The sequence below is a fragment of the Streptomyces pyxinicus genome, assembly GCF_024753135.1.
In the GTDB taxonomy this organism is placed as follows: domain Bacteria; phylum Actinomycetota; class Actinomycetes; order Streptomycetales; family Streptomycetaceae; genus Streptomyces; species Streptomyces pyxinicus.
Genome location: NZ_JANUGP010000022.1, coordinates 1 through 25,930, shown reverse-complemented (window position 1 = coordinate 25,930; position 25,930 = coordinate 1). Strand labels below are relative to the sequence as shown.

The 25,930-nt window shown below is 72.4% G+C and carries 18 protein-coding genes; 9 read left to right on the top strand and 9 right to left on the bottom strand.

What is annotated here, in order from left to right; all coding sequences use genetic code 11:
* Positions 1-89 precede the first annotated feature (89 nt).
* The 5 genes from NX794_RS25000 to NX794_RS24980 form a co-directional block, all read right to left on the bottom strand.
* Entirely contained in the window at positions 90-1,658 is a 1,569-nt protein-coding gene (locus tag NX794_RS25000) for an APC family permease (RefSeq protein WP_258781160.1), read from the bottom strand.
* Positions 1,659-1,722: 64 nt separating this feature from the next.
* Positions 1,723-2,853: an aromatic ring-hydroxylating oxygenase subunit alpha gene (locus NX794_RS24995; protein WP_258781159.1), complete on the bottom strand. Its 1,131-nt coding sequence runs from the start codon at positions 2,851-2,853 to the stop codon at positions 1,723-1,725.
* Positions 2,850-4,019, bottom strand: a complete 1,170-nt coding sequence (gene solA, locus NX794_RS24990) for an N-methyl-L-tryptophan oxidase (protein WP_258781158.1) — start codon at positions 4,017-4,019, stop codon at positions 2,850-2,852. Before solA ends, NX794_RS24995 begins: the two co-directional genes overlap by 4 nt.
* Before the next feature lie 9 nt (positions 4,020-4,028).
* Positions 4,029-6,512 carry a GcvT family protein gene (locus NX794_RS24985; RefSeq protein WP_258781156.1) on the bottom strand — a complete coding sequence of 828 codons (2,484 nt, stop codon included), beginning with the start codon at positions 6,510-6,512 and terminating at the stop codon, positions 4,029-4,031.
* Between the two features lie 270 nt (positions 6,513-6,782).
* Positions 6,783-7,526, bottom strand: a complete 744-nt coding sequence (locus NX794_RS24980; protein ID WP_428985958.1) for an IclR family transcriptional regulator — start codon at positions 7,524-7,526, stop codon at positions 6,783-6,785.
* A 398-nt stretch (positions 7,527-7,924) separates the two neighbouring features.
* On the opposite strand from NX794_RS24980, the gene NX794_RS24975 reads away from it, so the two are divergent.
* Positions 7,925-8,248: a bifunctional 3-phenylpropionate/cinnamic acid dioxygenase ferredoxin subunit gene (locus NX794_RS24975; protein WP_258781154.1), complete on the top strand. Its 324-nt coding sequence runs from the start codon at positions 7,925-7,927 to the stop codon at positions 8,246-8,248.
* Positions 8,249-8,306: 58 nt separating this feature from the next.
* Here the strand turns inward: NX794_RS24975 and NX794_RS24970 are convergent, their stop codons facing one another.
* Entirely contained in the window at positions 8,307-8,837 is a 531-nt protein-coding gene (locus NX794_RS24970; protein ID WP_258781153.1) for a hypothetical protein, read from the bottom strand.
* 419 nt (positions 8,838-9,256) lie between these two features.
* On the opposite strand from NX794_RS24970, the gene NX794_RS24965 reads away from it, so the two are divergent.
* From NX794_RS24965 to NX794_RS24940, 6 genes are read left to right on the top strand one after another with little or no spacing between them, the layout of a single operon-like run.
* The gene (locus NX794_RS24965; RefSeq protein WP_258781152.1) at positions 9,257-12,094 is read left to right on the top strand and encodes a sensor histidine kinase; all 2,838 of its coding nucleotides are present in this window, start codon (positions 9,257-9,259) and stop codon (positions 12,092-12,094) included.
* Complete coding sequence (locus tag NX794_RS24960) at positions 12,091-12,525, top strand: roadblock/LC7 domain-containing protein (RefSeq protein WP_258781151.1); 435 nt, start codon at positions 12,091-12,093, stop codon at positions 12,523-12,525. The genes NX794_RS24965 and NX794_RS24960 overlap by 4 nt, the downstream gene beginning before the upstream one ends.
* Before the next feature lie 9 nt (positions 12,526-12,534).
* Positions 12,535-12,930, top strand: a complete 396-nt coding sequence (locus tag NX794_RS24955) for a DUF742 domain-containing protein (RefSeq protein WP_258781150.1) — start codon at positions 12,535-12,537, stop codon at positions 12,928-12,930.
* A 24-nt stretch (positions 12,931-12,954) separates the two neighbouring features.
* The gene (locus NX794_RS24950) at positions 12,955-16,596 is read left to right on the top strand and encodes a hydantoinase B/oxoprolinase family protein (protein WP_258781149.1); all 3,642 of its coding nucleotides are present in this window, start codon (positions 12,955-12,957) and stop codon (positions 16,594-16,596) included.
* Positions 16,577-17,182, top strand: a complete 606-nt coding sequence (locus tag NX794_RS24945; protein ID WP_258781147.1) for a GTP-binding protein — start codon at positions 16,577-16,579, stop codon at positions 17,180-17,182. Before NX794_RS24950 ends, NX794_RS24945 begins: the two co-directional genes overlap by 20 nt.
* 29 nt (positions 17,183-17,211) lie before the next feature.
* Positions 17,212-17,748: an NUDIX domain-containing protein gene (locus tag NX794_RS24940; RefSeq protein ID WP_258781146.1), complete on the top strand. Its 537-nt coding sequence runs from the start codon at positions 17,212-17,214 to the stop codon at positions 17,746-17,748.
* 36 nt (positions 17,749-17,784) lie between these two features.
* Here NX794_RS24940 and NX794_RS24935 read toward each other — a convergent pair whose 3' ends face one another.
* Positions 17,785-20,145 carry a glycoside hydrolase family 31 protein gene (locus tag NX794_RS24935; protein ID WP_258781145.1) on the bottom strand — a complete coding sequence of 787 codons (2,361 nt, stop codon included), beginning with the start codon at positions 20,143-20,145 and terminating at the stop codon, positions 17,785-17,787.
* Positions 20,146-20,355: 210 nt separating this feature from the next.
* On the opposite strand from NX794_RS24935, the gene NX794_RS24930 reads away from it, so the two are divergent.
* A complete protein-coding gene (locus tag NX794_RS24930; RefSeq protein ID WP_258781143.1) occupies positions 20,356-22,323 on the top strand; it encodes an acetoacetate--CoA ligase in 1,968 nt (655 codons plus the stop codon).
* Between the two features lie 121 nt (positions 22,324-22,444).
* Entirely contained in the window at positions 22,445-23,338 is an 894-nt protein-coding gene (locus NX794_RS24925; RefSeq protein ID WP_258781142.1) for a hypothetical protein, read from the top strand.
* Between the two features lie 82 nt (positions 23,339-23,420).
* Here NX794_RS24925 and ptsP read toward each other — a convergent pair whose 3' ends face one another.
* Together ptsP and NX794_RS24915 are read right to left on the bottom strand one after the other, a co-directional pair.
* On the bottom strand, positions 23,421-25,091 hold the full coding sequence (gene ptsP, locus NX794_RS24920) for a phosphoenolpyruvate--protein phosphotransferase (protein ID WP_258781141.1): 1,671 nt from the start codon (positions 25,089-25,091) through the stop codon (positions 23,421-23,423).
* A gap of 78 nt (positions 25,092-25,169) precedes the next feature.
* A complete protein-coding gene (locus tag NX794_RS24915) occupies positions 25,170-25,619 on the bottom strand; it encodes a PTS sugar transporter subunit IIA (protein WP_258781140.1) in 450 nt (149 codons plus the stop codon).
* Positions 25,620-25,930: the final 311 nt, after the last annotated feature.

Genomic DNA, 25,930 nt, shown 5'->3' with positions numbered 1-25,930 from the left:
CCCGATCAGGAGGTCAGCGCCCTTCTCACCGGTCACCCCCGCCGTGACGCCAGGGGCCCTGACCTCCCCGCCGGCCGGTGTCGGACGGATCAGTCGGCCGCCGGGGCGGCGAGGGGGGCGCCCGGCCCCGGCTGCTCCAGCCGGTGTTCGGCGCGGACACCGGTGCGGTGGCGCTGGACGAACCAGTAGTAGGCGAAGCCGCCGCCCGCGATCACCGCGACGAACAGCACGGCGCCCCAGCGCAGATACCAGTGGTGGGGAGGGGTGGCGTTGTAGACGGCGGCCCTGGGCCAGATCAGGTTGACCGTCATGGCGGCGCCCCACACCACGGCGACGAGGTTGACGGGCAGTCCCCAGCGGCCGAGCGAGAACTTGCCCTCGCCGGCGGGCTGCCACCTGCCGCGCAGCCGCGCCACCAGCATCGGCGCGGTCACACCGAGGTAGGCCAGGTAGATCATGACGATGCCGATGCTGGTGACGACCGTGAAGATCTGCGGCTGGCGGATGTTGACCACCAGGATGGCCAGCGCGAGCACGCCGATGAGCACGGCGGGCAGTACCGGAGTGCGAAAGCGGGGGCTGACCCTGGCCAGCAGGGCGGACGCGGGCAGATTGGTGTCCCGGGCCATCGCGAACGCCAGCCGGATCGCCGCCGTGTGCACGGCCAGCGCGCACACCGTCACCGCGATCAGCACGCACCACAGCATCGCCTTGCCGGCCGTCGGTCCGAGCACGTCGAGGACGACGTACTGCAGGCCGTCCGTGGACAGTTTCTCGCCCTTCAGGCTGGACACGCTCATCAGCGCGAGCAGCAGGACCAGTCCGCCCAGCACGAACGAGGCGACGATCGCACGGACGATGGCGCGCGGCGCGTTCCGGGAGGGGTCGAGGGACTCCTCGCCGAGGGAGGCGGCGGTGTCGAAGCCGTACATCACGTACGCCGAGGCCAGCGAGGCCACCAGGAAGGCGCCGAGGTAACCCGTGGAATGGGTTGATCCCGTGTGGTTCGTCTGCATGACCACGTGAGGTCCACGGGTGATGTGGACGGCGAACAGGATGATCAATACGACGGTCGCGATCAACTCGATGAACACGCCCGCCGTGTTGATCGTCGCCATCAGCTTGACGCCGAAGGCATTGACGAGCGTGGTGAACACGATCAGCACGGCGGCGAGGATCACCGCGTTGGTCGCCACGTCGTACGTGCCCGTGCCGTCCCCGACGATCTGGAAGACCGAGGAGATCTGCGGCAGCGTCAGCTGGTAGGCCAGGGCCACCGCCGAGATGGACACGATGGACGCGATCAACATCATCCATCCGGCGAGCCAGCCCAGATGCGGATTGCCGATCCGCTTCGACCAGTTGTACACCGAGCCGGCCACCGGATAGCGGGCGGCCAGTTCGGCGAAGCACAGGGCCACCGCGAACTGCCCGGCGAACACCATCGGCCACGACCACCAGTACGCGGGCCCGCCGCTGCCGTAGCCGAAGTAGAACAGCTGAAAGGTGCCGGTCAGGATGGAGATGTAGCTGATGCCGGCGGCGAAGGTGTGGAAGTGGCCGAGGGTGCGCTTGAGTTCGGGCCGGTAGCCGAACTCGGCGAGTGCGGCGTCGTCATGGGTGTGGTGCGGGATGGGCGGTTGCTCGGGTCTCGTCATCGGCGGGCTCCTCGGCACTGGGGGAGACGGGCGGCGTAGGGGGTGCGGCTGCCGGGCCCGGGGGTCAGGCGCGGTCGTCGCCCAGCCGGTGCAGCAGCCACTCGTGGAAGAGGCCGATGTGGTGCTCGTTGGGCACCAGCACCCCGCCCCCGCGGTAGGCCCGCGAGGACATACCCGGCTGGGTCCGCTCGCACGCCTCGAAGTCCTGGACGTTGACGCGGTGGAACAGCTCCACGGACTTCGACACGTCCGCGCCGGACGCCACCACGTCGGGCGCGTACAGCCAGTCGCACTCCACGACGGTGCGGTCCGCGGCCAGCGGGAACATGCGGTGCAGGATCACGTGGTCGGGGACCAGGTTGACGAACACCGTCGGCTTGACCGTGATGGCGTAGTAACGGCGGTCCTGTTCGGCGCTCACCTCGGGCAGCGTGGCGAAGCCCGGGCTGCCGTCCACCGTGAACCCCGCGATGCGCTCGCCGAACTCCGCGCCGTGGCCCACGTAGTACTGGGCGGCAAAGCCCTCGGCGAACTCCGGCAAAATCTCGGTGAGTTCGGGGTGGATCGTGGCGCAGTGGTAGCACTCCATGAAGTTCTCGACGATGAGCTTCCAGTTGGCCCGCACGTCGTAGCTGACGCGCCGGCCGAGCGCCAGCCTCTCGGTGCCGTAGTGCTCGATCGCCGCCGCGTCCCCGAGCCGCTCCACGGCCGCGTGCGTCACCGTCTCCTCGAAGGAGGGCGGTTCGTCGGCGAGGCACACCCAGGCGTAGCCGAGCCACTCGCGCAGGGCCACCTTGATCAACCCGTACGCGACCCGGTCGACGTCCGGCATCTTGATCAAGTTGGGCGCGGCGATCAACCTGCCGTCAAGGTCGTACGTCCACGCGTGATACGGGCATTGAAGGGAGCGCCGTACCGCGCCTGACTCCTCCGTGCACAGGCGGGCTCCACGGTGCCGGCACACGTTGAGGAACGCGCGCAGCTCCCCGGTGCGGGCGCGGGTGACGAGGACGCTCTCCCGGCCCACCTGCACGGTACGGAAGGCGCCGGGCCGGTCCAGGTCGGCGACGCGGACCGCGCAGAACCACAGGGACTCGAACAGCAGCTCCTGCTCGCGCCGGAAGACCTCGGGGTCCGTGTAGTAGTGACCCGGAAGGGTCGCGACGAGGCTCGGGGAGGTCGGGGTCGTCGTCACGGGCGGGCTCCTCCGGCGGGCGCGGCGGCGAGGCGGGCGGGGTCGAACAGGCCGATCGGATGCGCGGTGGAGCCGGTCAGGGCCAGGTCGGCCAGGATCTCGCCGACCACGGGCACGAACTTGAAGCCGTGCCCGGAGAACCCGCAGGCCACGGTCACCGACTCGGGGTGGTCCGGATGCCGGGCGATCACGAAGTGCTCGTCGGGGGTGGTGGTGTACATGCAGGTGGCGGCCTTCAGGAAGGTGCCGGGCAGGTCCGGGATGTGCCGGGACACGTGGCCGGCCATGTCCCGGACCTCGTCCTCGCGCACGGTCCGGTCGATGGTCTCCGGGGTGGTCGCCCGCCCCTTGCGGAAGAAGGCGACCTTGGCGCCCAGCCCGGGCCCGTCGATGGCCGGGAAGCCGTACACCTGGACGCCTGCCGCGTCCTCCCAGACGTAGATCGGATGGCGCTCCGGCACGAACGGCCCGGTGCCGCCCCGGGGCTGGAACCAGTACATGACCTGCCGCTCGACCGTGAACGGCACCCCGAGGTCCGCGAGCAGCCCGGGCGCCCAGGCGCCGGGGCAGATCACCAGCCGGGCGGCCGTACAGGTGTTCTCGGCGGTGTGCACCCGCACGCCGTCCCGGTACGGCTCCCAGCGCAGTACCGGTTCCTCGAAGCGCAGCTCGGCGCCCTGCCGGGTGGCCAGCTGGAGGTGCGCGGCGACGGTGTTCTCGGGCCGCAGCAGGCCGGCCTTGCGCTCGTACAGCGCCACCTCGTCGTCGTCCGGGGTGAGGGTCGGGAAGCGGCGCCGGATCTCCTTGGCGTCGAGCATCTCGTGCGGCAGGTCCCACTGCCGGGCCGAGCGCAGCGAGCCGGCGACGGTACGGGAGTCGGGCCGGCCGACCATCACCCCGCCGCCGAGGATCGCGATCTCCCGGCCGGTGGCCCGCGCCAGGTCCTCGTACAGCTCGTAGGCGCGCAGCAGCAGCGGCACGTAGGCGGGGTCCTCGAAGTACGACTGCCGGGTGATCCGCGAACCGCCGTGCGAGGAGCCCCGGTCGTGCACGGGACCGAACTTCTCCAGACCGAGCACCCGGGCGCCGCGCGCGGACAGGTGGTGGGCGGCGGCGCTGCCCATGCCGCCGAGGCCGATGACGATGACGTCGTAGGACGGTGACACGGACGCCTCCTAGCGGCGGATTCGGGTCATCTTCGGGTCGAACAGCGGCTCGTCGGCGACCGTGGCCGCGGTCCTCTCGCCGAAGTACCCGACATGGACGGCCGTACCGGCGCCGAGCCCGGCCGGCAGCCACGCGTAGGCGACGCACCGGCCGAGCGTGTAGCCGTACGACGCGCTGGTCACGTAGCCGGACGGGACGCCGCCGACGTACACCGGCTCCTTGCCGAGGACCACGGCGGCGGGGTCGTCCAGCAGGAGCGGGGTGAGCCGGCGGGCCGGTCCGGGCAGGTTCCGCAGGGCCTCCTGGCCGGTGAAGCCGTCCTTGTCCATGCGGACCGCGAAGCCGACGCCCGCCTCGAAGGGCGTGTGCTCGTCGGTCATGTCGGTGCCCCAGGCGCGGTAGCCCTTCTCCAGGCGCAGCGAGTTGAACGCCGACCGGCCGGCCGCGACGACCCCGAGCGCCTGCCCGGCCTCCCACAGCGTGTCCCACAGCCGCAGTCCCAGATCGGCGGTGGTGTACAGCTCCCAGCCCAGTTCGCCGACGTAGCTCAGCCGCAGCGCCGTCACCGGCACCTGGCCGATGTGCGCCCGCTTCGCCCGGAAGTAGCCGAAGCCCTCGTGCGAGAAGTCGTCCGGAGTGAGCGGCTGGACCAGGTCCCTGGCGAGCGGACCCCAGACGCCGACGCAGCAGGTGCCCGAGGTGATGTCCCGGATCAGCACGTCGTCGGGCGCGTGCCGCAGCAGCCAGTCCAGGTCGGCGGGGGAGTTGGCGCCGACCTGGAAGCGGTCGGGGGCGAGCCGGGCCACGGTGAGGTCGGAGCGGATGCCCCCGGTCTCGTCCAGGAGCAGGGTGTAGGTGACCGCGCCGGGTCTTCTGCGCAGGTTGTTGCTGGTCATCCGGTCGAGGAAGGCGAGGGCGCCGGGGCCGGTGACCTCCAGGCGGCGCAGCGGCGTCATGTCGTACAGCGCCACCCGCTCCCGGGTCGCCCGGGCCTCGGCGGCGGCGATCGGGGACCAGTAGCGCGCGGACCAGGCATCGCGCTCCGGCAGGTCGCCGAGGGCGGCCACCAGCGGGGCGTTGGCCTCGTGCCAGTGCGGCCGCTCCCAGCCGCCGCCCTCAAGGAAGAACGCGCCGAGCCCCTGCTGACGGGCGTAGAAGGGGCTGACCCGCAGCGGCCGGGGCCGCTCCAGCGGCTGGAGCGGGTGCAGCACGTCGTACACCTCGACGAACTGCTGTGAACCGCGCTCCCGGACGTACGACGGTGAACGCTGCGCCTCCTCGAACCGCGTGAGGTCGCACTCGTGCACGTCGACGGACGGCCGCCCGTCGATCATCCACTGGGCGACCGCCCTGGCCGCACCCGCGCTGTGCGTCACCCACACCGCCTCGGCCAGCCAGAACCCCCGGACCTCCCGGGCCTCGCCGAGGAGCGGCATGCCGTCCGGGGTGAAGGAGAAGACCCCGTTGAACCCGGTCTCGATCTCCACCCCGCGCAGGGCCGGCAGCAGCCACCGGCAGTCCTCCCAGCTCGGCGCCCAGTCCTCGGTGGTGAACGGCTGTGAGGACGGCATCTCCAGATCCCGCGCGCGCGCCTCGTCGTACGCCGGTACGGCGAACGGGTCGACCGGCAGCGGCCGGTGCGCGTACGAGCCGATGCCGACGCGGTCGGCGTGCTCCCGGAAGTACAGGTCCCGGTCCTGGAAGCGCAGGATCGGCCGGGACGCCTCCGCCGTGGCCCCGCGCAGCTCGGGCAGCGGCGCCGTCCTGGCGTACTGGTGCGCCAGCGGTTGCAGCGGTACGTCGACTCCGGCCATGCGTCCGACGACCGGGCCCCAGAAGCCGGCCGCCGAGACGACGTGGTCGGCGGGGAAGGCGCCCCGGTCGGTGACCACGGCGGTCACCCGGCGGTCCGCCCGCTCGATCCCGGTGACCGTGTGCCGCTCCAGGAAGCGGGCGCCGCGCGCGGTGGCGCGGTCCCGCTGGGCGCGGGCCGCCGGCAGGGCCCGGGCCAGGCCGTCGTCGGGGGTGTGGAAGCCGCCGAGCACGACCGACTCGTCCAGCAGGGGCCACAGTTCCTTGCAGCGCGCGGCGCTCACGACCTCGCCGCGGATGCCCCAGGCGGCGGCGTGTCCGGCCCTGCGGTGCAGGTCGGCGAGGCGCTCGGGAGTGGTGGCCAGCTCCAGGCCGCCGACCCGCTCGAAGCACGGCACGCCGTCCACTTCCAGGCCGCCGAACTTCTCGACCGTGTACCGGGCGAACCGGGCGAGGGTCTGGGACGGGTTGGTCTGGAAGACGAGGCCGGGCGCGTGCGAGGTGGAGCCGCCGGGGGCGGGCAGGGGGCCCTGCTCCAGGACGGTGACGTCGGTCCAGCCGCGGGCGGTCAGCTCGTCGGCGAGGGAGCAGCCGACGATGCCGGCGCCGATGACGACGACACGGGGGACCGGGGGCCGGGTCTCGGGAGTGCGGCGGGATGCTTCCGGTGTGCTGGACATGCCCCTCCTCGTGGTGGCGGGGATGGCAGGTGCGGGGGAGCCGCTCAACTGTTGCGCACTGCACGATGGGTTGCGTGGTGGGGAACATAGTGAGAACGGCGTCACGAGGCCGTCAAGGGGCGGGCGTTAACCCTTGGCAAAAGACGCCCGGCGGACGAAACAAGTCGGACACGCGGCGGTGCGGGGCCGCCAAGTCACCGGTTTCGCGCCGTGGTTCGCGCCCTCTGGAGTACCGCGATCAGATGACTGGAGCAGCCGTCCTGTTCCGCGTCAGAAGCCGTATCCCATACGGCGCGACAGCTCGGCGCCCGCCGCCACCGTCCGCTTCGCCACCTCCGGCAGCCGGTCCGCGTTCAGCCGGTACACCGGGCCCGACACGCTGATCGCCGCGATCACCTTCCCGTCGTGCGCGTGCACCGGTGCCGCGACCGCCGCGAGTCCCAGCTCCAGTTCCTCGACCGTGACGCCGTACCCCTGCTCGACCACGGCCTCCAGTTCGGCCCGGAGCATGGACGCGCCGGTGACCGTGCGCTCCGTGAACCGGGGCAGCGACCGCGCCAGCAGGCCCTCGCGCAGGGTGGGTGACAGGTGCGCGAGCAGCACCTTGCCGCTCGATGTCGCGTGCAGCGGGGTGCGCCGGCCCAGCCAGTTCTGCGCGGTGACCGACGCCGTGCCGCGGGCCTGCATGATGTTGACCGCCGCGTCCTCGTCGAGCACGGCGATGTTGACCGTCTCGCCCAGCTCGTCGGCGACCTCACGGCAGACCGGGACGCCCTCCTGGGAGATGTCCAGCCGCACTGCCGCCGCCCCCGCCAGACGCAGTACACCGGCCCCCAGGTAGTACTTGCCGCGGTCCTTGGCCTGGGCCACCAGGCCGCGGCTCTCCAGAACGCCGAGCAGCCGGAACGCCGTGGACTTGTGCACGTCCAGCTCCTCGGCGATCTCGGTGACACCCGCCTCGCCGTGCCGGGCGAGGATCTCCAGCACGCTCACGGCACGGTCCACCGACTGCACCGCGCTGGCCGCCCCGCGACCGCTCTGCCGCTCACCGCTGTCGGACTGCTTCGCGCGGGCCATGGCTCAACTCCCACCACCTGTGGACCCGGTTCGGGCCGCATCTACGGGAAGCCCTTGACGCGACGGTCGTCCCGACCGGATTCTGTTGCGCACAGCGCTCTCTCATGCGCCATGCGAAACATCATGCTACCGAAGCGTCCGTATCCCGGAAGGGCGCGGACCTCTCGGCCCCGCGCGGCCCGTCCCGCATCATCCGGACCGAGGGCGGTCCGCCTGATCCGTGAGAGCGCCGCGGGCCGGGCCGGGCCGTCCGAAGCCGGTCGGCCACCACCCGCATCCCTGAAGCCTGCACCGAGCAGGTCCCGGACCCCGTGTCCCGGACCGAGAGGGGTCCCGTGATACCCGTCTGCCGTCTCGAAGACCTTCCCGAGGGTGAGTCCGTCCGCGTCGAGACCACACCGCCGATCGCCGTCTTCCGCACCGAGCAGGGCGAGTTGTACGCCATCGACGACACCTGCACCCACCAGGACGCCTCCCTCTTCGAGGGCTGGCTGGAGGGCTGCCTGATCGAATGCCCGCTGCACGCGGCCGCCTTCGACCTGCGCACCGGCGAACCGGCCTGTCTCCCGGCCCGCCGCCCCGTGCGTACCCACCGCGTCACGGTCGAGGACGGCATCATCCACGTCCACCTCACGGCGGAGGAGGGCACGGCCGCATGAACACACAGCGGGAGAGCGGGTCTCCTCGGACACCCTGAGGAGACGTGCCCGGCGGTCGTCAGGAATGCGACAACTGGCCGGTGCCGCCCCGCCTGCGTATCCGCTCCTGCTCTCGCAGGGCCCGCCGCTCCAGGCGCCGGCGGGCGCGCCGTTCCCGGCGCAGCGCCCGGGCCGTGCTGCTCGGCTCGGAGACCACGCCGTACCGCTGGTTCCAGACCTGGCGGGTCACCCAGACGTCGACCACGGCCCAGGTGGCCACCACCGTGCTCGCGACGCTGCTGATCACCATGGGGAAGGCCAGCCAGGTCCCGGCCATCGTGCACAGGAACGCCACCATCGCCTGGATCAGCGTCACCGCGATGACGAGGACCGCCCGCACCGCCGCCGTCCGCACCGGGTCCGGTAGCGGGTGCCGGCGGGCGGGCTGCTCGACCCACAACGTCCGCGACATGCGCGGTTCCCCACCGTCGTGCTCATCGCCGCGCCGGGCCGCCGGAATGTCACGATCCAGCGTCTTCGTGCCCCACGGCTTTGCCGGCCGCCCGGTCACGCTCTCCTCGGGCGCCTCGCGCCGCTCCGCCGTCCCCATCACCGTGTCACTCCCCACCGCCGGCAGCCCCCTCGCCCCGGCGTCCGAAGACTCCGACTCCCCAGTGGCTGCCCGGCTTGCGCTCTTCTACGCCGCCAAGATGCGGGATACGGCACCTGAGTCCCATTCCGCCCCCATCTCCCATAGACAAGGACGAACGAGATCACGCGAAGATTCCCCATCCGGCGAAAGAATCCGGCCAACCGCTCACGCATCCCGACGAGGTGCCCCCGACGCGGCCCGCGTAATCGCGGTGGCAATCTCCCGCAATGCCCGGACAACTCGCCATGTCTCGCCGCCGCAACGGAGTTTCACCCTCCGGACACGTCTTCGAGTTAGCGGTGCGGCGGTAGTAGGCTCGCGCCGTTTGTTGACGACATGTACACCCCCGACCGGCGGGGGTCGAGCTGGGGGAGGCCATGCGCTTTCGCGGAAAGGCGATCCGCCGGAAGATCGTGGCGCTGCTTCTCGTGCCGCTGGTGTCCCTGACCGCCATCTGGGGTTTCGCCACGGCACTCACCGGCCGTGAGGCCGGGCGGCTCTTCCGGGTCTCCGACGTCGTGCGGCACATCGGCGACCCCACCGAGGACACCGTCCGCGTCCTCCAGCAGGAGCGCCGCCAGAGCCTCGTCTACCTCGCCGACCCGCGCGCCGCCGACGCCCTGTTCGCGCTGCACCGCACCCGCGGCGCCACCGACCGGGCCATCGCGGAGGTCCGCCGGAACGCCAAGCACCACGCCGTCCGGGACGGCATGGGACCGGGCGACACCGAACACCTGACCGCCGTCCTCGACGCCTTCGACGGCCTTGACTCCCTACGACACAGCGTCGAGGACGGCACGGTCACCCGCGCCCAGGCCCTCGACCTCTACAACCGCCTGGTCGACCCCTGCTACACACTCCTCGCCGCCCTCGACGGCATCGACGACGTCGACATGGACCAGCAGTCCCGCGCCCTGGTGAACATCGCCCGCGCCCGGGAACTGCTCTCCCGCGAGGACGCCCTCCTCGGCTCCTCCCTCGTCGTCGGCCGGCTCACCCGCGACGAGACCCGCGACATCTCCGACCTGGCAGCCCAGCGCACCGTCCTCTACGACATCAACCTGCCGCTGCTGCCCACCGGCGAACGCGAACGCTACGAACGCTTCTGGAAGAACGCCACCACCGCCCCCCTGCGCGTGGCCGAACGGGCCGTCATCGCCACGGACTCCGGCACGCCCCACGGCGTCACCGCCAAGAACTGGGACACGGCCGCGGCCGGTGTCCTCGACGACCTCGGCACCCTGGACGACCAGGCCGGAGACCGCTTCCACGACCGTATGCGCCCGGTCGCCTTCCGCGTCATCACCCAGGCCGCCGTGGCCGGCCTGCTCGGTCTGATCGCCGTCCTCGTCTCCCTCGTCCTCTCCGTCCGGGTGGGCCGCGGCCTCATCCGCGACCTGCGGCAGCTGCGCCTGGAGGCGCACGAGGCCTCCGGCGTCCGGCTGCCCGGTCTGATGCGCCGGCTGTCCGCGGGCGAACAGGTCGACGTCGAGACGGAAGTGCCACGCCTGGAGTACGACAAGAACGAGATCGGCGAGGTGGGCCAGGCGCTCAACACCCTCCAGCGCGCCGCCGTCGAAGCCGCCGTCAAACAGGCCGAACTGCGGGCCGGTGTCGCCGAGGTCTTCGTCAACCTCGCCCGCCGCAGCCAGGTACTGCTGCACAAGCAGCTCACCCTGCTCGACACCATGGAACGCCGCACCGAGGACACCGACGAACTCGCCGACCTGTTCCGCCTGGACCACCTCACCACCCGCATGCGCCGCCACGCCGAGGGCTTGGTGATCCTCTCCGGTGCCGCGCCCTCCCGGCAGTGGCGCCGGCCCGTGCAGCTGATGGACGTCGTCCGCGCCGCCGTCGCCGAGGTCGAGGACTACGAGCGCATCGAGGTACGCCGGCTGCCGCGCACCGCCGTCACCGGGTCCGCCGTCGCCGACCTCACCCACCTCGTGGCCGAACTCCTGGAGAACGCCACGGTCTTCTCGCCCCCGCACACCGCCGTCCAGGTCCTCGGCGAACGGGTCGCCAACGGCTTCACCCTGGAGATCCACGACCGCGGGCTCGGCATGACGGCCGAGGCACTTCTGGACGCCAACCTGCGGCTGGCCGAGACCCCCGAGTTCGAACTCTCCGACACCGACCGGCTCGGCCTGTTCGTGGTCAGCCGCCTGGCCCAGCGCCAGAACGTCCGCGTCTCCCTCCAGCCCTCGCCCTACGGCGGCACCACCGCCGTCGTCTTCGTCCCCGACGCCCTGTTGACCGAAGACGTCCCCGACACCAACGGCATCGGCTTCCGCCTCGACCGGGACCGCCCGGGCAGGGAAACCGGACAGCTCGCGGGCCGTGCCGGCGGACTGCCCACGACGCCGGCACAGCTCCCGGCCCTGCCGACCTCCCTACTGGACGGCCCGGTCGAGCTGGACGCTCCCGTCGACCTGGACGCCCTCGACGGCTTCCCCGGTGTCCTCGCCGACGAGGACAGCGAGCGCGGGGGGCTCTTCCGCCACCGCCGCTCGCTCGGCGGCGGGGACCGCACCACCGGCCTGCCCGGCGAGGGCCCGCGCGACCAGCCCGCGGCCGACCGGGGCCCGGTGCCGCTGCCCAGGCGGCAGACGCCCAAGCTGGTCAGCTCGCACGGCAAGCCCGTCACCGACCAGCGCCCCCGGCGCCCGGACCCCGACCCGGGGGCTCCCACCGGCCCGCGTCGCGCCGACACCGACGGGCTCGCCCCGCTGCCCTCCCGCCGCCGAGGCACGGCCTCCCGGCGCCCCGCCGAGATCACCGACCCGGCGACCGAGCCCGGGAGCCTCCCGGCGGGCGAGCGCGGCGAGCCGGCCGGGCCCCCGGCACTGCCCCGGCGCAACCGGCCCGAGGCACCGGCCGCCGGTGGCCCGGGCGACCGGCGGAAGCAGACCGGCGACCCGTCCCAGGCCGGGCCGGGGACCACCCCGCCCGCCGAGGAGAGCGCCCCGGAACCCGGCGGGGCGGCACTGCCCCGGCGGGTCCGCCAGGCCAGCCTGGCACCCCAGCTCAAGAAGGACACCGCCCGGCGTGCCGAGCGCGCGGCCCAGCCCGCCGACCGCGACGCCGACGAGGTCCGCAACCGCATGGCCTCGCTCCAGCGCGGCTGGCAGCGTGGCCGCGAGGAGAACACCGCGGGCGACCAGGCCCGTGACGGCACAGCACCAGGAACGAACAAGGGGGACGGTCGATGACCGCACCGAAGACGACCGACCACGCGACGACCGACAAGAGGGAGCTGAACTGGCTGCTGGACGAACTCGTGGACCGGGTCGCCAGCATCCGCAAGGCCGTCGTCCTGTCCGGCGACGGCCTGCCCACCGGCGTGTCCAAGGACCTGACCAGGGAGGACGGCGAGCACCTCGCCGCCGTCGCCTCCGGCTTCCACAGCCTCGCCAAGGGCGTGGGCCGCCACTTCGAGGCGGGCAGCGTCCGGCAGACGGTGGTCGAGCTGGACGACGCCTTCCTGTTCGTCACCGCCGCCGGCGACGGCAGCTGCCTCGCCGTCCTGTCCGACGCCGACTCCGACGTCGGTCAGGTCGCCTACGAGATGACGCTCCTCGTCAAGCGGGTCGGTGTGCATCTGGGTGCCGCCCCGCGCACCGATGTGCCCGCGGGCGGGTAGTGGGATGACATGAGCGGAGACGGTCAGGGAAGACACCACTGGTTCGACGACGAGGCCGGACCGGTCGTCCGCCCGTACGCCATGACGCGTGGCCGCACCACCAGCGCGGCCCAGCACCGCCTCGACCTCATCGCGGTGGTCACCACGGAGCCCGGCGCCGGCGACCCCGAGAAGGACCCCACGCTCTCGCCGGAGCACGTGGAGATCGTCGGCCTGTGCCGGGACACGCCGCAGTCGCTCGCCGAGCTCGCGGCGGAACTCGACCTGCCCATCGGCGTGGTCCGCGTCCTCATCGGCGATCTCGTGCACGCGGAACTCGTCCACGTCACGCGTCCGGTGCCCCCGGCGGAACTGCCGGACGAGAGTATTCTGCGCGACGTGATCAACGGCCTCCGGGCGCTGTGACCCGCGCGGAAGCGGAGTACTGACATGACAGGCTGGCAGTTCTGGGTCGACCGGGGCGGCACCTTCACCGACATCGTCGCGCGTCGCCCGGACGGCCGGCTGCTCACGCACAAGGTGCTGTCCGACAACCCGGCCCGCTCCGGCGCCGACGCGGCCGTCACCGGCGTACGCGAACTCCTCGGCGACTCCCGGGAGACCGTGGAAGCCGTCCGGATGGGCACCACCGTCGCCACCAACGCCCTGCTCGAACGCACGGGCGAACGCACCCTCCTCGTCACCACCCGCGGCTTCCGCGACGCCCTGCGCATCGCCTACCAGAACCGCCCCCGCATCTTCGCCCGCCGGATCGAGCTGCCCGAGCCGCTCCACGAACGGGTCGTCGAAGTGGACGAACGCGTCGCCGCCGACGGCACCGTGCTCCGCGCGCCGGACCTCGACGCTCTGGCCGGGCCGCTGCGCCAGGCGTACGACGACGGCATCCGCGCGGTCGCCGTCGTCTGCCTGCACAGCCACCTGTACCCGGACCACGAACAGGCGGTCGGCCGGCTCGCCGCCCGCATCGGCTTCCCGCAGATCTCGCTGTCCAGCGAGGTCAGCCCGCTGATGAAACTCGTCCCGCGCGGGGACACCGCCGTCGTCGACGCCTACCTCTCGCCCGTGCTGCGCCGCTACGTGCGGCGTGTCGCCGACGAGCTGCACGATGTCCGCCTGCTGTTCATGCAGTCCAACGGCGGACTGACGGAAGCCGGCCAGTTCCGCGGCAAGGACGCCATCCTGTCCGGGCCGGCCGGCGGCATCGTCGGCATGGCGCGCATGTCGCAGCGCGCCGGCTTCGACCGTGTCATCGGCTTCGACATGGGCGGCACCTCCACCGACGTGTCGCACTTCGCCGGCGCGTACGAGCGGGTCTTCACCACACAGATCGCGGGCGTGCGGCTGCGCGCCCCCATGCTGGACATCCACACCGTCGCCGCCGGCGGCGGATCCGTCCTGCACTTCGACGGCTCCCGCTACCGGGTCGGGCCCGACTCCGCCGGCGCGGACCCGGGCCCCGCCTGCTACGGGGCCGGCGGCCCGCTCACCGTCACCGACGCCAACGTGATGCTCGGCCGCATCCAGCCGGACCACTTCCCGGCCGTGTTCGGGCCCGGCGGTGACCAGCCTCTGGACCCGGCACCGGCCCGCGACCGGTTCACCGCCCTCGCGCGCGAGATCCACGACCGCACCGGCGACGACCGCACCCCGGAGCAGGTCGCCGAGGGCTTCCTGCGGATCGCGGTCGCCAACATCGCCAACGCGGTGAAGCGGATCTCCGTCCAGAAGGGCCACGACGTCACCCGGTACGCCCTGACCACCTTCGGCGGAGCGGGCGGCCAGCACGCGTGCGGAGTCGCCGACTCGCTCGGCATCCGCACCGTGCTCGTACCGCCCATGGCCGGGGTGCTGTCCGCGCTCGGCATCGGCCTCGCCGACACCACGGCCATGCGCGAACAGTCCGTCGAGGCACCCTTGGAAGCTGCCTCCATGCCCGGCGTCCGCGAGACCGCCGACGACCTGGAGGCCGCCGCCCGCGCCGAACTCCTCGCCGAGGACGTCCCGGAGGACAGCATCCGGATCAGCCGCCGCGCCCAGCTGCGCTACGACGGCACCGACACCACCCTCACCGTCGACCTGGGTGAGCCCGAGGCCATGCGGCGGGCCTTCGAAGAACGTCATCGCGCCACGTACTCCTTCGCGCTCGACCGCCCGGTCGTCGTCGAAGCCCTCTCGGTCGAAGCCACCGGCATCACCGCACCCCCCGATCTGTCCGCCCTCGCTCCCTACGAGGGCCGGCCCGCCACGCCCGAGACCGTCCGCCTCCACACCGGCGGCGCCTGGCGCGACGTACCCCTCCACCGCCGCGAGGCCCTTCCTCCCGGCGAGACCGTCACCGGCCCCGCGATCATCACGGAGGTCGGCGCGACGACCGTCGTGGACGACGGCTGGCGCGCCGCGCCCACCGACGACGGGCATCTGGTCATGGAACGCGCCGCGGTCACGCAGAGTTCCCGCCCGAGCACGGAAGCCGACCCGGTTCTGCTTGAGGTCTTCAATAACCTCTTCATGTCGATCGCCGAACAGATGGGCGCCCGGCTGGAGTCCACGGCGCAGTCCGTCAACATCAAGGAACGCCTGGACTTCTCCTGCGCCCTGTTCGACCCCGACGGGAACCTGGTCGCCAACGCGCCCCACATCCCCGTCCACCTGGGCTCGATGGGCACCAGCGTCAAAGAGGTGATCCGCCGCCGCGGCACCGCGATGCGGCCCGGCGACACCTACGCCGTCAACGACCCGTACCACGGCGGCACCCACCTGCCCGACGTCACCGTGATCACCCCCGTCTTCGACACCGGGCGGGCGTCGGACACGCGGAGTGACCCGGAGATCCTCTTCTACGTCGCCTCCCGCGGTCACCACGCCGAGATCGGCGGCATCGCGCCGGGCTCCATGCCGGCCCACAGCCGCACCATCGACGAGGAGGGCGTCCTCTTCGACAACTGGCTCCTCGCCGAGAACGGCCGCTTCCGCGACGACGAGACCCGCCGCCTGCTCACCGAGGTGCCCCACCCCTCCCGCAACCCCCGCACCAACCTGGCCGACCTGCGCGCGCAGATCGCCGCCAACCAGAAGGGCGTGGACGAGGTCCGGCGGATGATCGGCGAGTTCGGCCTCGACGCCGTCCAGGCATACATGCGCCACGTCCAGGACAACGCCGAGGAATCCGTGCGCCGCGTCATCGACGCCCTGGACGACGGCGCGTACGCCTACGAGACCGACTCCGGTGCCGTCATCCGCGTACGCGTGCGCGTGCACCGCGCCGAACGCCGGGCCACCATCGACTTCACCGGCACCGACGCTCAACTGGACAGCAACTTCAACGCCCCCCGCGCGGTCGTCAACGCCGCCGTGCTGTACGTCTTCCGCACCCTGGTCGCCGACGACATCCCGCTCAACGACGGCTGCCTGCGCCCCCTGGACATCGTCGTGCCGCCCGGCTCGATGCTCGCCCCCGAGCCGCCCGCCGCCGTCGTCGCGGGCAACGTCGAGACCTCCCAGGCCATCACCGGCGCGCTGTACGCCGCGCTCGGGGTGCAGGCCGAGGGCTCCGGCACCATGAACAACGTGACCTTCGGCAACGAACGCCACCAGTACTACGAGACCGTCGCCTCCGGCTCCGGAGCGGGCGACGGCTTCCCCGGCGCTGCCGTCGTGCAGACCCACATGACGAACTCCCGGCTCACCGATCCCGAGATCCTGGAGTGGCGGCTGCCCGTCAGACTGGAGGAGTTCACCGTGCGGCGGGACAGCGGCGGCGCGGGACGGTGGCGCGGCGGCGACGGTGCCGTACGCCGTATCCGGTTCCTCGAACCCATGACCGTCTCCACGCTCTCCCAGCACCGCAGGATGCCCCCCTACGGCATGGCGGGCGGCGCGCCCGGAGCGCTCGGCGCCAACCGCGTGGAGCGGGCCGACGGCACCGTCAGCGACCTCGGCGGCAGCGGCACGGCGAACGTCGGCCCCGGCGATGTACTCGCCATCGAGACCCCTGGTGGCGGCGGCTACGGCCAGCCGTCCCCCGACCATCACCAAGCAGGAGAAGAGAGCGATGATCTTCGGGCGTTCTGAGCGCGGCAAGCCCCCGGTCGAGCCCGTCACGCTCAAGATGCTGGTGGCGGGCGGCTTCGGCGTGGGCAAGACGACCCTCGTCGCCGCGGTCAGCGAGATCCGGCCGCTGCGCACCGAGGAACTGCTCACCGAGGCCGGCCGCCCGGTCGACGACACCAGCGGCGTCGAGGGCAAGCACACCACCACCGTGGCCATGGACTTCGGGCGCATCACCCTGCGCGAGGACCTGGTGCTGTACCTGTTCGGCACACCCGGACAGGAACGGTTCTGGTTCATGTGGGACGAGCTGTCCGAGGGCGCGCTCGGCGCCGTCGTCCTCGCCGACACCCGCCGTCTGGAGGACTGCTTCGCCGCCGTCGACTACTTCGAACGGCGCGCCATCCCCTTCGTCATCGGCGTCAACTGCTTCGAGGGCGCCGCGCGCTACCCGGCCGAGACCGTCCGCAGGGCCCTCGACCTCGATGACGACGTGCCCCTGCTGCTGTGCGACGCGCGCGACCGCGAGTCGGCCAAGGAGGTCCTCATCGGCGTCGTCCAGCACGCCATGGACCACGCGGCCGAAAGCCGCCAGGCCATCGGCACCTGAACGAACGCGTGATCGGATACAGTCCGCGCGTGTCCGAAACTCAGCACCCGCCCGCCAACTCCGCGCCGGGCTCCCACTGTTCGAGCTGCGGAGCGCCCTACGGAGAGGGCGTCGCCGGCTGGCCGCGCACCTGCCCCGTCTGCGCGGCGGTCGCCTACCGCAACCCGCTCCCGGTCGCGGTCGCGCTCCAGCCCGTGTACGACACCCGGGGCACGGCCCTGGTCGTCATCACCCGCACCATCGCCCCCGCGCGTGGCGGCACGGCCCTGCCCGGCGGCTACATCGACGACCGGGAGGACTGGAAGCAGGCCGTCGTCCGCGAACTCCACGAGGAGACGGGCCTCGACGCCGCCGTACGCGACGTGCGGCTCGCGGACGCCATCAGCGCGCCCGACGGGCACCTGCTGCTCTTCGGACTCCTCCCGGAACGCCCCGCCGACGGTCTCCCGCCGTCCGGCCCCACGGACGAGACCGAGGGCTGGCACCTGCTACGCGGGCCCGAGGAACTCGCCTTCCCGCTGCACACCGTGGCCGCACGAGCCTGGTTCGAGGGCCGCTACGTGTGAGCCGTGCCGACCAGCGGGACGGTCGCGTGCGGTGGCTCAGCCGAGCCCCCGCAGCCGCACCGGGTAGGGCGGCTCACCCGAGCCGTCCTCCCGCTCGCGGGTGACCACCACGCTCGAACCCTGCGAGCGGGCGACGTAACGCTCGATCTCCGGGTCGTCCCAGCCGTCGCCCGCGTCCGGTACCACGAGCCCGCCTCCCGTCCGCCCGCGCGCGGGAGCCCACACCTCCAGTTCGACGCCGCCGCCCGGACCCCGCACCGGCAGGACGGCCCCCGCGCGGGCGAACACCGGTATCCGGGACAGCGGCGCGTCCACGAAGACCTGCCCCGGCCCCTCGTACGCCTCCTCGGTCGCCGTGTCGTACCAACGGCCCCCCGGCAGCCGCACCGCCCGCCGGCCGGCACCCGGATCGAGCACAGGGGCCACCAGCAGACCGTCCCCGAGCAGGAACGCGTCCTCGCAGGCGCGCAGCGCCCGGTCCTCCGGCGCCCCCCACCACAGCGGCCGCACATAGGGCGCACCGGTACGCCGGGCCAGCTGGGCCAGCGTCACGAAGTACGGCCGCAGCCGCCGGCGCTCCAGCAGCGCCACGCGCGCGTGCTCCAGCACCTCCGCCCCGAACTCCCACGGCTCCCCGCACCCCGCCCCGGGACCCGCCTGCGTGCGGAACAGCGGCAGATACGCGCCCAGCTGAAGCGATCTCAGGTACAGCTCCGGGGACGGACTGCCGCCGGAACCGCCGACGTCGGATCCCGAGTACGGCACCCCGCACAGCCCAAGCCCCAGCACCAGCGACAGCGACGCCCGCAGCCCCGGCCAGCCCGTCGCGACGTCCCCGGACCAGACGCCGCCGTACCGCTGTATCCCCGCCCAGCCGGAGCGCGAGAACACGAAGGGCCGGTCCTGCGGAGCCAGCTCGCGCAGACCCTCGTACGCCGCTCGGGCCATGCACAGCGCGTACACGTTGTGCGCCTCGCGGTGATCACCCCCGCGCCCCTCCAGGTCGTGCCGGGCGGAGCGCGGCAAGGTCCGCTCACCGAAGGCGTGGTACGACGTCGGCTCGTTCCCGTCGTGCCAGAACCCGGCGAAGCCCTGGCTCAGCCGCTCGGCGTACAGGCCGCCCCACCACGCGCGCACGCGCGGGTGCGTGAAGTCCGGGAAGACCGACTCGCCGGCTCGCACCTCCCCGCGCACCGTGCGCCCCGAACCGTCCCGGACGAACGCGTCCAGGGCCGCACCGCCGTCGTAGACGGCGTCGCCCGGCACGGCCCGCACCGCCGGCTCGACTGCCGACACCAGCCGGACACCATCCCGGCGCAGTTCCTCGGCGAGCACCGGCAGCTTCGGGAAGCGCTCCTGGTCGACCGTGAACAGCCGGTGGTCGTCGTGGTGGCCGACGTCCAGGTGGACCGCGTCCAGCGGCAGACCGAGCTCCTGATGCCCCGCGACGATCTGGCGCACCTCCTGCTCACCGCCGAGGCCCCACCGCGCGTGCTGATGACCGAGCGCCCACGCGGGCGGCAGCGCGGCCGGTCCCGTCAGCGCGGCCCAGGTGTGCAGCACGCGCGCGGGAGTGCCCACCACCACCCAGCAGCGCAGCGGACCACCGTCGATCCGCACCTCGCAGCACCCCTCCCGGTCGTGACCGGAACCGGCCCCTTCCGTACCCTCCCGGAGCAACACCGTGCCGTCCCACGTGGTGTCGTGGCACACCAGATGTGTGCCGGCGTCGGCCACCACGAGCTGCACCGGCATGGTCAGATACAGCGGGTCGTCACCGGGGCCGAACGCCCGGCCCGGATCGGTGTTCCACAACCGGTACGAGCCGTCCCGAAGCCGGGGGCCGCCCGCTCGCCCGCCCAGACCGAAGAACCGGGCGTCCGCCGGCACCTCGGACCGCTGCATCCAGCGCCCCGCGCCCCCACCGACCGGCTCCCACCAGCGCGGCGGCAGATCCCGCCGCAGCATCACCCCGCCGGGTGTGCGTATGTGCACCGCCCCGTGCCGGGACACGACGACCGTCACCCGCTCGGCGACCACCCGCCAGCCGCCGTCCTTGTCCGGTTCCAGGACCACCCGCGGATCCGGTTCCGGTTCACTTCCCGCCAGTGCGTACGACGGCTGCGGGCCGGCCCCGTCCCAGCCCCAGAAGACCGCCCCGTTCACGGTGACGATGATCCGCAGCTCGGAGCGGCTGAAACGGATCAGCCCGCCACCCGGCCCCGGCTCGACACCCTCCAGCCGTCCCGGCACCCGCGCCCGCTCCGCGCCCCGGCGCGGCAGCCCGGCGGCGTCGATCCGACGCCTGCGCCACGCGGCCCGGACGGTACGCAGCCCCCGAGCCGCCCGCTCCGCACCGCCCACATTCACCGAACGCACCAGGTCACGACCGTCCATGCTGCTCACCCTGCCACCGAGCGCCCCACGCGCGGGTGTCGTTCAACTGCCGTTCACCCGCGCTCGGGCCACATCCTCACGAGACGGACCATGTGGGGCGCGCCCTGGTGCCAAAGTCGATCACATGGCATCGTCCCTGTCAGCCGCGTCACGCGCACACCCCAGCCGTGCGCGCACCGACGCACACGACGCGCACCCGGGAGCCGCCCCATGTCGACCGCGAACCCCCAGCCGCTCTGGCAGCCCGATCCCGAGCGGATCGCCCAGGCACGCATCACCCGGTTCCAGGCCTGGGCCGCCGAGCGCCACGGCGCACCGGCCGAGGGCGGCTACCCGGCCCTGCACCGCTGGTCCGTGGACCGACTGGACACCTTCTGGGAAGCCGTCACGCAGTGGTTCGACGTCCGGTTCTCGGCCCCCTACGCGCGCGTGCTGGGCGACCGCTCCATGCCAGGCGCCCAGTGGTTTCCCGGCGCCACCCTGAACTACGCCGAGCACGCCCTGCGCGCCGCCGCCGACCGCCCGGACGCAGCCGCGCTCCTGCACGTGGACGAGACCCGCGAGCCCCGTCCGGTCACCTGGGCCGAACTGCGCCGCCAGGTCGGCTCCCTGGCCGCCGAACTCCGCGCCCTCGGCGTACGCCCCGGCGACCGCGTCAGCGGCTACCTTCCCAACATCCCGCAGGCCGTCGTCGCGCTGCTCGCCAGCGTCGCCGTCGGGGCCGTCTGGACCTCCTGTGCCCCCGACTTCGGCGCCCGCAGCGTCCTCGACCGCTTCCAGCAGGTGGAGCCGGTCGTGCTGTTCACGGTCGACGGCTACCGCTACGGCGGCAAGGAGCACGACCGCCGGGAGACCGTCGCCGAGCTGCGCCGAGAACTGCCCACCCTGCGCGCCGTCGTCCACATCCCACTCCTGGGCACCGAGGCGCCCGAAGGCGCCCTGGAGTGGTCGGCCCTGACGGCGGGGGACACCGAACCCGTCTTCGAACAGGTCCCCTTCGACCACCCGCTGTGGGTCCTGTACTCCTCCGGCACCACCGGCCTGCCCAAGGCCATCGTGCAGTCCCAGGGCGGCATCCTGGTCGAACACCTCAAGCAGCTCGGACTGCACTGCGACCTCGGACCGGAGGACCGTTTCTTCTGGTACACCTCGACCGGCTGGATGATGTGGAACTTCCTCGTCTCCGGCCTGCTCACGGGTACGACGATCGTCCTGTACGACGGCAGCCCCGGCTACCCCGACACCGGCGCCCAGTGGCGCATCGCCGAACGCACCGGCGCCACGCTCTACGGCACCTCCGCCGCGTACGTCATGGCCTGCCGCAAAGCCGGCGTCCACCCCTCCCGCGACTTCGACCTCTCCACGATCGAGTGCGTCGCCACCACTGGCTCACCGCTCCCGCCCGACGGCTTCCGCTGGCTCCACGACGAGGTCCGCGACGACCTCTGGATCGCCTCGGTCAGCGGCGGCACGGACGTCTGCTCCTGCTTCGCCGGAGCCGTACCCACCCTCCCCGTGCACATCGGCGAACTCCAGGCCCCCGGACTCGGCACCGACCTGCAGGCCTGGGACCCGAACGGCGAACCGGTCATCGACGAGGTCGGCGAACTGGTCGTCACCACCCCCATGCCCTCCATGCCGATCCGCTTCTGGAACGACCCCGACGGCAGCCGCTACCACGACAGCTACTTCGACACCTACCCCGGCGTCTGGCGGCACGGCGACTGGATCACCCTCACCTCACGCGGCTCCGTGATCATCCACGGCCGCTCCGACTCCACCCTCAACCGGCAGGGCGTGCGCATGGGCTCGGCCGACATCTACGAGGTCGTGGAACGCCTCCCCGAGATCAGGGAATCCCTCGTCATCGGCATCGAACAGCCCGACGGCGGCTACTGGATGCCCCTGTTCGTCCACCTCGCGCCCGGCGCCACCCTCGACGAAGGACTCCTGACCCGGATCAAGCAGGCCATCCGCGAACAGCTCTCACCCCGGCACGTCCCCGACGAGGTGATCGAGGTGCCCGGCGTCCCGCACACCCTCACCGGCAAGCGCATCGAAGTCCCGATCAAGCGACTCCTGCAGGGCACACCCCTGGAGAAGGCCGTCAACCCCGGCTCCATCGACAACCTCCCCCTGATCGCCTTCTACGAGGAGCTGGCCCGCAAACGCGCCTGACCACCCTCCGACCTGCGCGAAAGCCCCCGCGACCATGCCCCGGCCCGCCCGCGCCCCACCCATTGTCAGTGGGGCCGGTTACGGTGAGTGAGCATTGATCGACCGCGCAACAGGGGGAAACATGGCGCACACCGAGCACCAGACCATGCGACGCGTTCTGCGCCGCGAGATCGCCGGCACCATCGGCCTGCTCACCGACGAACACGACTTCCGCGCCATGCGGCGCTACCGCAGCTTCACCTTCGACGACCACGCCGCCTACCTGCGCCAGGTCGAGGCCATCCTGCGCACCCGCGCCGCCCAGGGCACCCACACCACACTCGCCCTGTTCGACCCGGAGGACTACGCCGCCTACTGCGCGGAGACCGGCCTCGACCCGGACGCCCCGGCAAGCCGCTCCCGCTTCACCGCAGAACTGGCGGCCACCGGCCCCACCATCCCGTACGACGGCCAACCGATCGCCACCCTCGTACCCGCCCTCGTGGACGAAGCCGTACGCCAGGCCACCTGGGAATACGCCACCACCCTGCTGACCCGCCTCGGCCCCTGCCCCACCTGCGGCGAGGACATCGGCAGGGCAGCCTTCACCCGCGCCTCCGACCTCGTCGTCCGCATCCTCGACACCGCACCGCCGGGCGAACGCCACCTCGTGTGCAGCGTCTCCGGGCCGCCGGACACCCTCGTCTCCGTCCTCCACGGTGACCAGGACCCCGGCGGCGACACCCGGCTCGACGAGGCCGAGGCCCTCGAATTCACCAGCGTCCTCGCCCTCGGCCTCGCCACCCGCAGCCCCGGCGGACTCGTCATGCGCACCACCACACCCGGCACGCCCGACCGCGTCTACGGCTGGCGGCTGCGCGCCGGCGGACTCGAAGCCCTCACCGCTTCCGAAGTCTTCGACGCCTACTGCACCGACGTCGAATCCGGTGACCTCATCGCCCCGGAATCCGGCGTCGACTACTGCGAACCCCCCGGCCTCGGAGAGGAGGACCAGCCACAGGGACACCGCCACTGAGCACCCGAGCGGACACGGCAAGGGGCGCCCCACCCGAAGGCGGGACGCCCCGAACCAGCCGGCACCACAGGCACCGGGACGGCTACTCGCCGGACAGCACCGCCTGAGCCGCCGCCCGCGCCTCCTCGGCGCTGTCCGCCGCACGCGCGGCCGCCGCGGCCCGCTCGCACTGCGCCAACGTGTACTTCGCCAGCGTCGCCCGGACATAGGGAAGCGACGCCGCACCCATGGAGAGGGAGGTGACACCCAGACCCGTCAGCACACATGCCAGCAGCGGATCGGACGCCGCCTCCCCGCACACACCACAGCTCTTCCCCTCGGCCCGGGCCGACTCGGCCGACAGCGCGACGAGGTCGAGCAACGCGGGCTGCCACGGGTCCTGCAACCGCGAGACGGCACCGACCTGCCGGTCGGCCGCGAAGGTGTACTGCGCGAGGTCGTTCGTGCCCAGAGACAGGAACTCGACCTCCTGAAGGATCGAACGCGCCCGCAGAGCGGCGGACGGGATCTCCACCATGGCACCGAACTTGGCGCGCAGGCCGGCCGCACGACAGGCGTCCGCGAACGCCTTCGCGTCCCTACGGTCGGCCACCATCGGCGCCATGACCTCAAGGTGGACGGGCAGTCCCTCGGCGGCCCGCGCCAGCGCGGTCAGCTGGGTACGCAGGATCTCCGGGTGGTCCAGCAGCGTACGCAGCCCCCGCACACCCAGCGCGGGGTTCGGCTCGTCCGCCGGCGTCAGGAAGTCCAGCGGTTTGTCCGCACCCGCGTCCAGCACCCGCACGACCACACGGCCCTCGGGGAACGCCTCCAGCACCTGCCGATAGGCCTCCACCTGCTTGTCCTCGGAAGGAGCGTTCTCGCTGTCGTCCAGGAACAGGAACTCGGTACGGAACAGGCCGACGCCCTCGGCGCCCGCCTCCAGCGCCGCCGGCACGTCCGCCGGACCGCCGACGTTGGCCAGCAGCGGTACCTGGTGGCCGTCCGCCGTCGCACCGGGCCCGGACGAGGCGGCGAGCGCCGCCTTGCGCTCGGCGGCCGCGGCCTCCAGCCGCGCCTTCCGCTCCTCGCTCGGATTCACGAACACGTCACCGCTGCTGCCGTCCACGGCGACGACCGTGCCCTCGGCCAGCTCACCGGCGCCCGGCAGCGCCACGACGGCCGGCACCCCCAGGGCACGCGCGAGGATCGCGCTGTGACTGGTGGGGCCGCCCTCCTCGGTCACGAAACCGAGCACGAGGGACGGATCGAGCAGCGCCGTGTCGGCAGGAGCCAGATCCCGCGCCACCAGTACGTACGGCTGGTCGCTGTCCGGAACACCCGGCATCGGGACGCCCAGCAGCCGGGCGACGATACGGTTGCGCACGTCATCGAGGTCGGCCACCCGCCCGGCGAGGTACTCACCGGCGCCCGCCAGCAGCTCCCGGTACGCGGCGAACGCGTCGTACACCGCGCGCTCGGCCGTGCTGCCGACGGCGATCCGCCGGTCCACGTCCGCCATCAGCTCGGGGTCTTGGGCCATCATGGCCTGCGCCTCAAGGACCGCCTGGGCCTCACCGCCCGCCAGGTTGCCGCGCGCCATCAGGTCGGCGGCCACCGCGTCCACGGCCTGCCGAGCCCGGCCCTGCTCGCGCTCCGCGTCCTCGGCGGCGATCTGCTTGGCCGGCGGTTCCAGCACCGCCGTGCCCATGTGCCGAACCTCGCCGATCGCCACGCCATGGCTCACGCCGACGCCTCGCAGCGTTGTCTCCATCTCACCCGTCTCCGTTAGTGCGGCGGGTCCCGCCGCCGCGGTGGTCGTACTGTCCGCCGTTCTGCGACGGCACTGTCCTCAGGCCCAGGAGAAGAGGCTGTCGCCGGACTTGACGGCGCCGTCGTCAACGAGGTCGGAGAGGGACTCGGCCGTGGCTTCGAGCGCGACGACGGGGCACACCGGGGACTTACCGGCGGCCTCCACGGCGGCGGGGTCCCAGCGCACGATGCTCTGGCCGCGCGTCACGGTGTCGCCCTTGTTGACGAGCAGCTCGAAGCCCTCGCCGTTCAGCTGCACCGTGTCGATGCCGAGATGGGTGAGGACACCGTGTCCGCTCTCGTCCACCACGACGAAGGCGTGCGGGTGCAGGGAAACGATGACGCCGTCGACGGGAGCGACGGCCTCGGAGGGCTCACGCACCGGATCGATGGCGGTACCCGGGCCGACCATGGCCCCGGAGAAGACCGGATCCGGCACGGCGGCCAGTCCGATGGCGCGTCCGGCAAGCGGGGACGTCACGGTGGTCATGGGAAGCCTCCCAAGGAGTGGAGCTGCTTACGGGCCGTCACCGGCTGTCCCGAACGGCCGCTGAGCAGCAGGGTATGTCAGATGAAGTGGCGGTTCCGTATAGAAGCTACCAGTAAGTGGTCTAGACCACCAACCCTGCGGATTTGCCCCGCGTTCGAGGCTCCGTGTACTGTCGTACTCCTGCCGGGACGGAGCGGTGCGCCAGCATCCTCACCCTGCAGAACCCAAACTCGTCAGATCCTATCTCTGGATCTCCTTCTGCATGCCTGCAGGGGAGTGGTCAGAGGGCCGGAAAAACCCTGATAGAGTTT

Coding starts and splice junctions, on each gene's coding strand:
- NX794_RS24935 (WP_258781145.1), bottom strand. CDS start 20,145: ATGGACGGTCGTGACCTGGTGCGTTCGGTGAATGTGGGCGGTGCGGAG.
- NX794_RS24970 (WP_258781153.1), bottom strand. CDS start 8,837: ATGGGGACGGCGGAGCGGCGCGAGGCGCCCGAGGAGAGCGTGACCGGG.
- NX794_RS24950 (WP_258781149.1), top strand. CDS start 12,955: ATGACAGGCTGGCAGTTCTGGGTCGACCGGGGCGGCACCTTCACCGAC.
- NX794_RS24945 (WP_258781147.1), top strand. CDS start 16,577: ATGATCTTCGGGCGTTCTGAGCGCGGCAAGCCCCCGGTCGAGCCCGTC.
- NX794_RS24955 (WP_258781150.1), top strand. CDS start 12,535: ATGAGCGGAGACGGTCAGGGAAGACACCACTGGTTCGACGACGAGGCC.
- NX794_RS24965 (WP_258781152.1), top strand. CDS start 9,257: ATGCGCTTTCGCGGAAAGGCGATCCGCCGGAAGATCGTGGCGCTGCTT.
- NX794_RS24960 (WP_258781151.1), top strand. CDS start 12,091: ATGACCGCACCGAAGACGACCGACCACGCGACGACCGACAAGAGGGAG.
- NX794_RS24985 (WP_258781156.1), bottom strand. CDS start 6,512: ATGTCCAGCACACCGGAAGCATCCCGCCGCACTCCCGAGACCCGGCCC.
- ptsP (WP_258781141.1), bottom strand. CDS start 25,091: ATGGAGACAACGCTGCGAGGCGTCGGCGTGAGCCATGGCGTGGCGATC.
- NX794_RS25000 (WP_258781160.1), bottom strand. CDS start 1,658: ATGACGAGACCCGAGCAACCGCCCATCCCGCACCACACCCATGACGAC.
- NX794_RS24930 (WP_258781143.1), top strand. CDS start 20,356: ATGTCGACCGCGAACCCCCAGCCGCTCTGGCAGCCCGATCCCGAGCGG.
- NX794_RS24915 (WP_258781140.1), bottom strand. CDS start 25,619: ATGACCACCGTGACGTCCCCGCTTGCCGGACGCGCCATCGGACTGGCC.
- NX794_RS24925 (WP_258781142.1), top strand. CDS start 22,445: ATGGCGCACACCGAGCACCAGACCATGCGACGCGTTCTGCGCCGCGAG.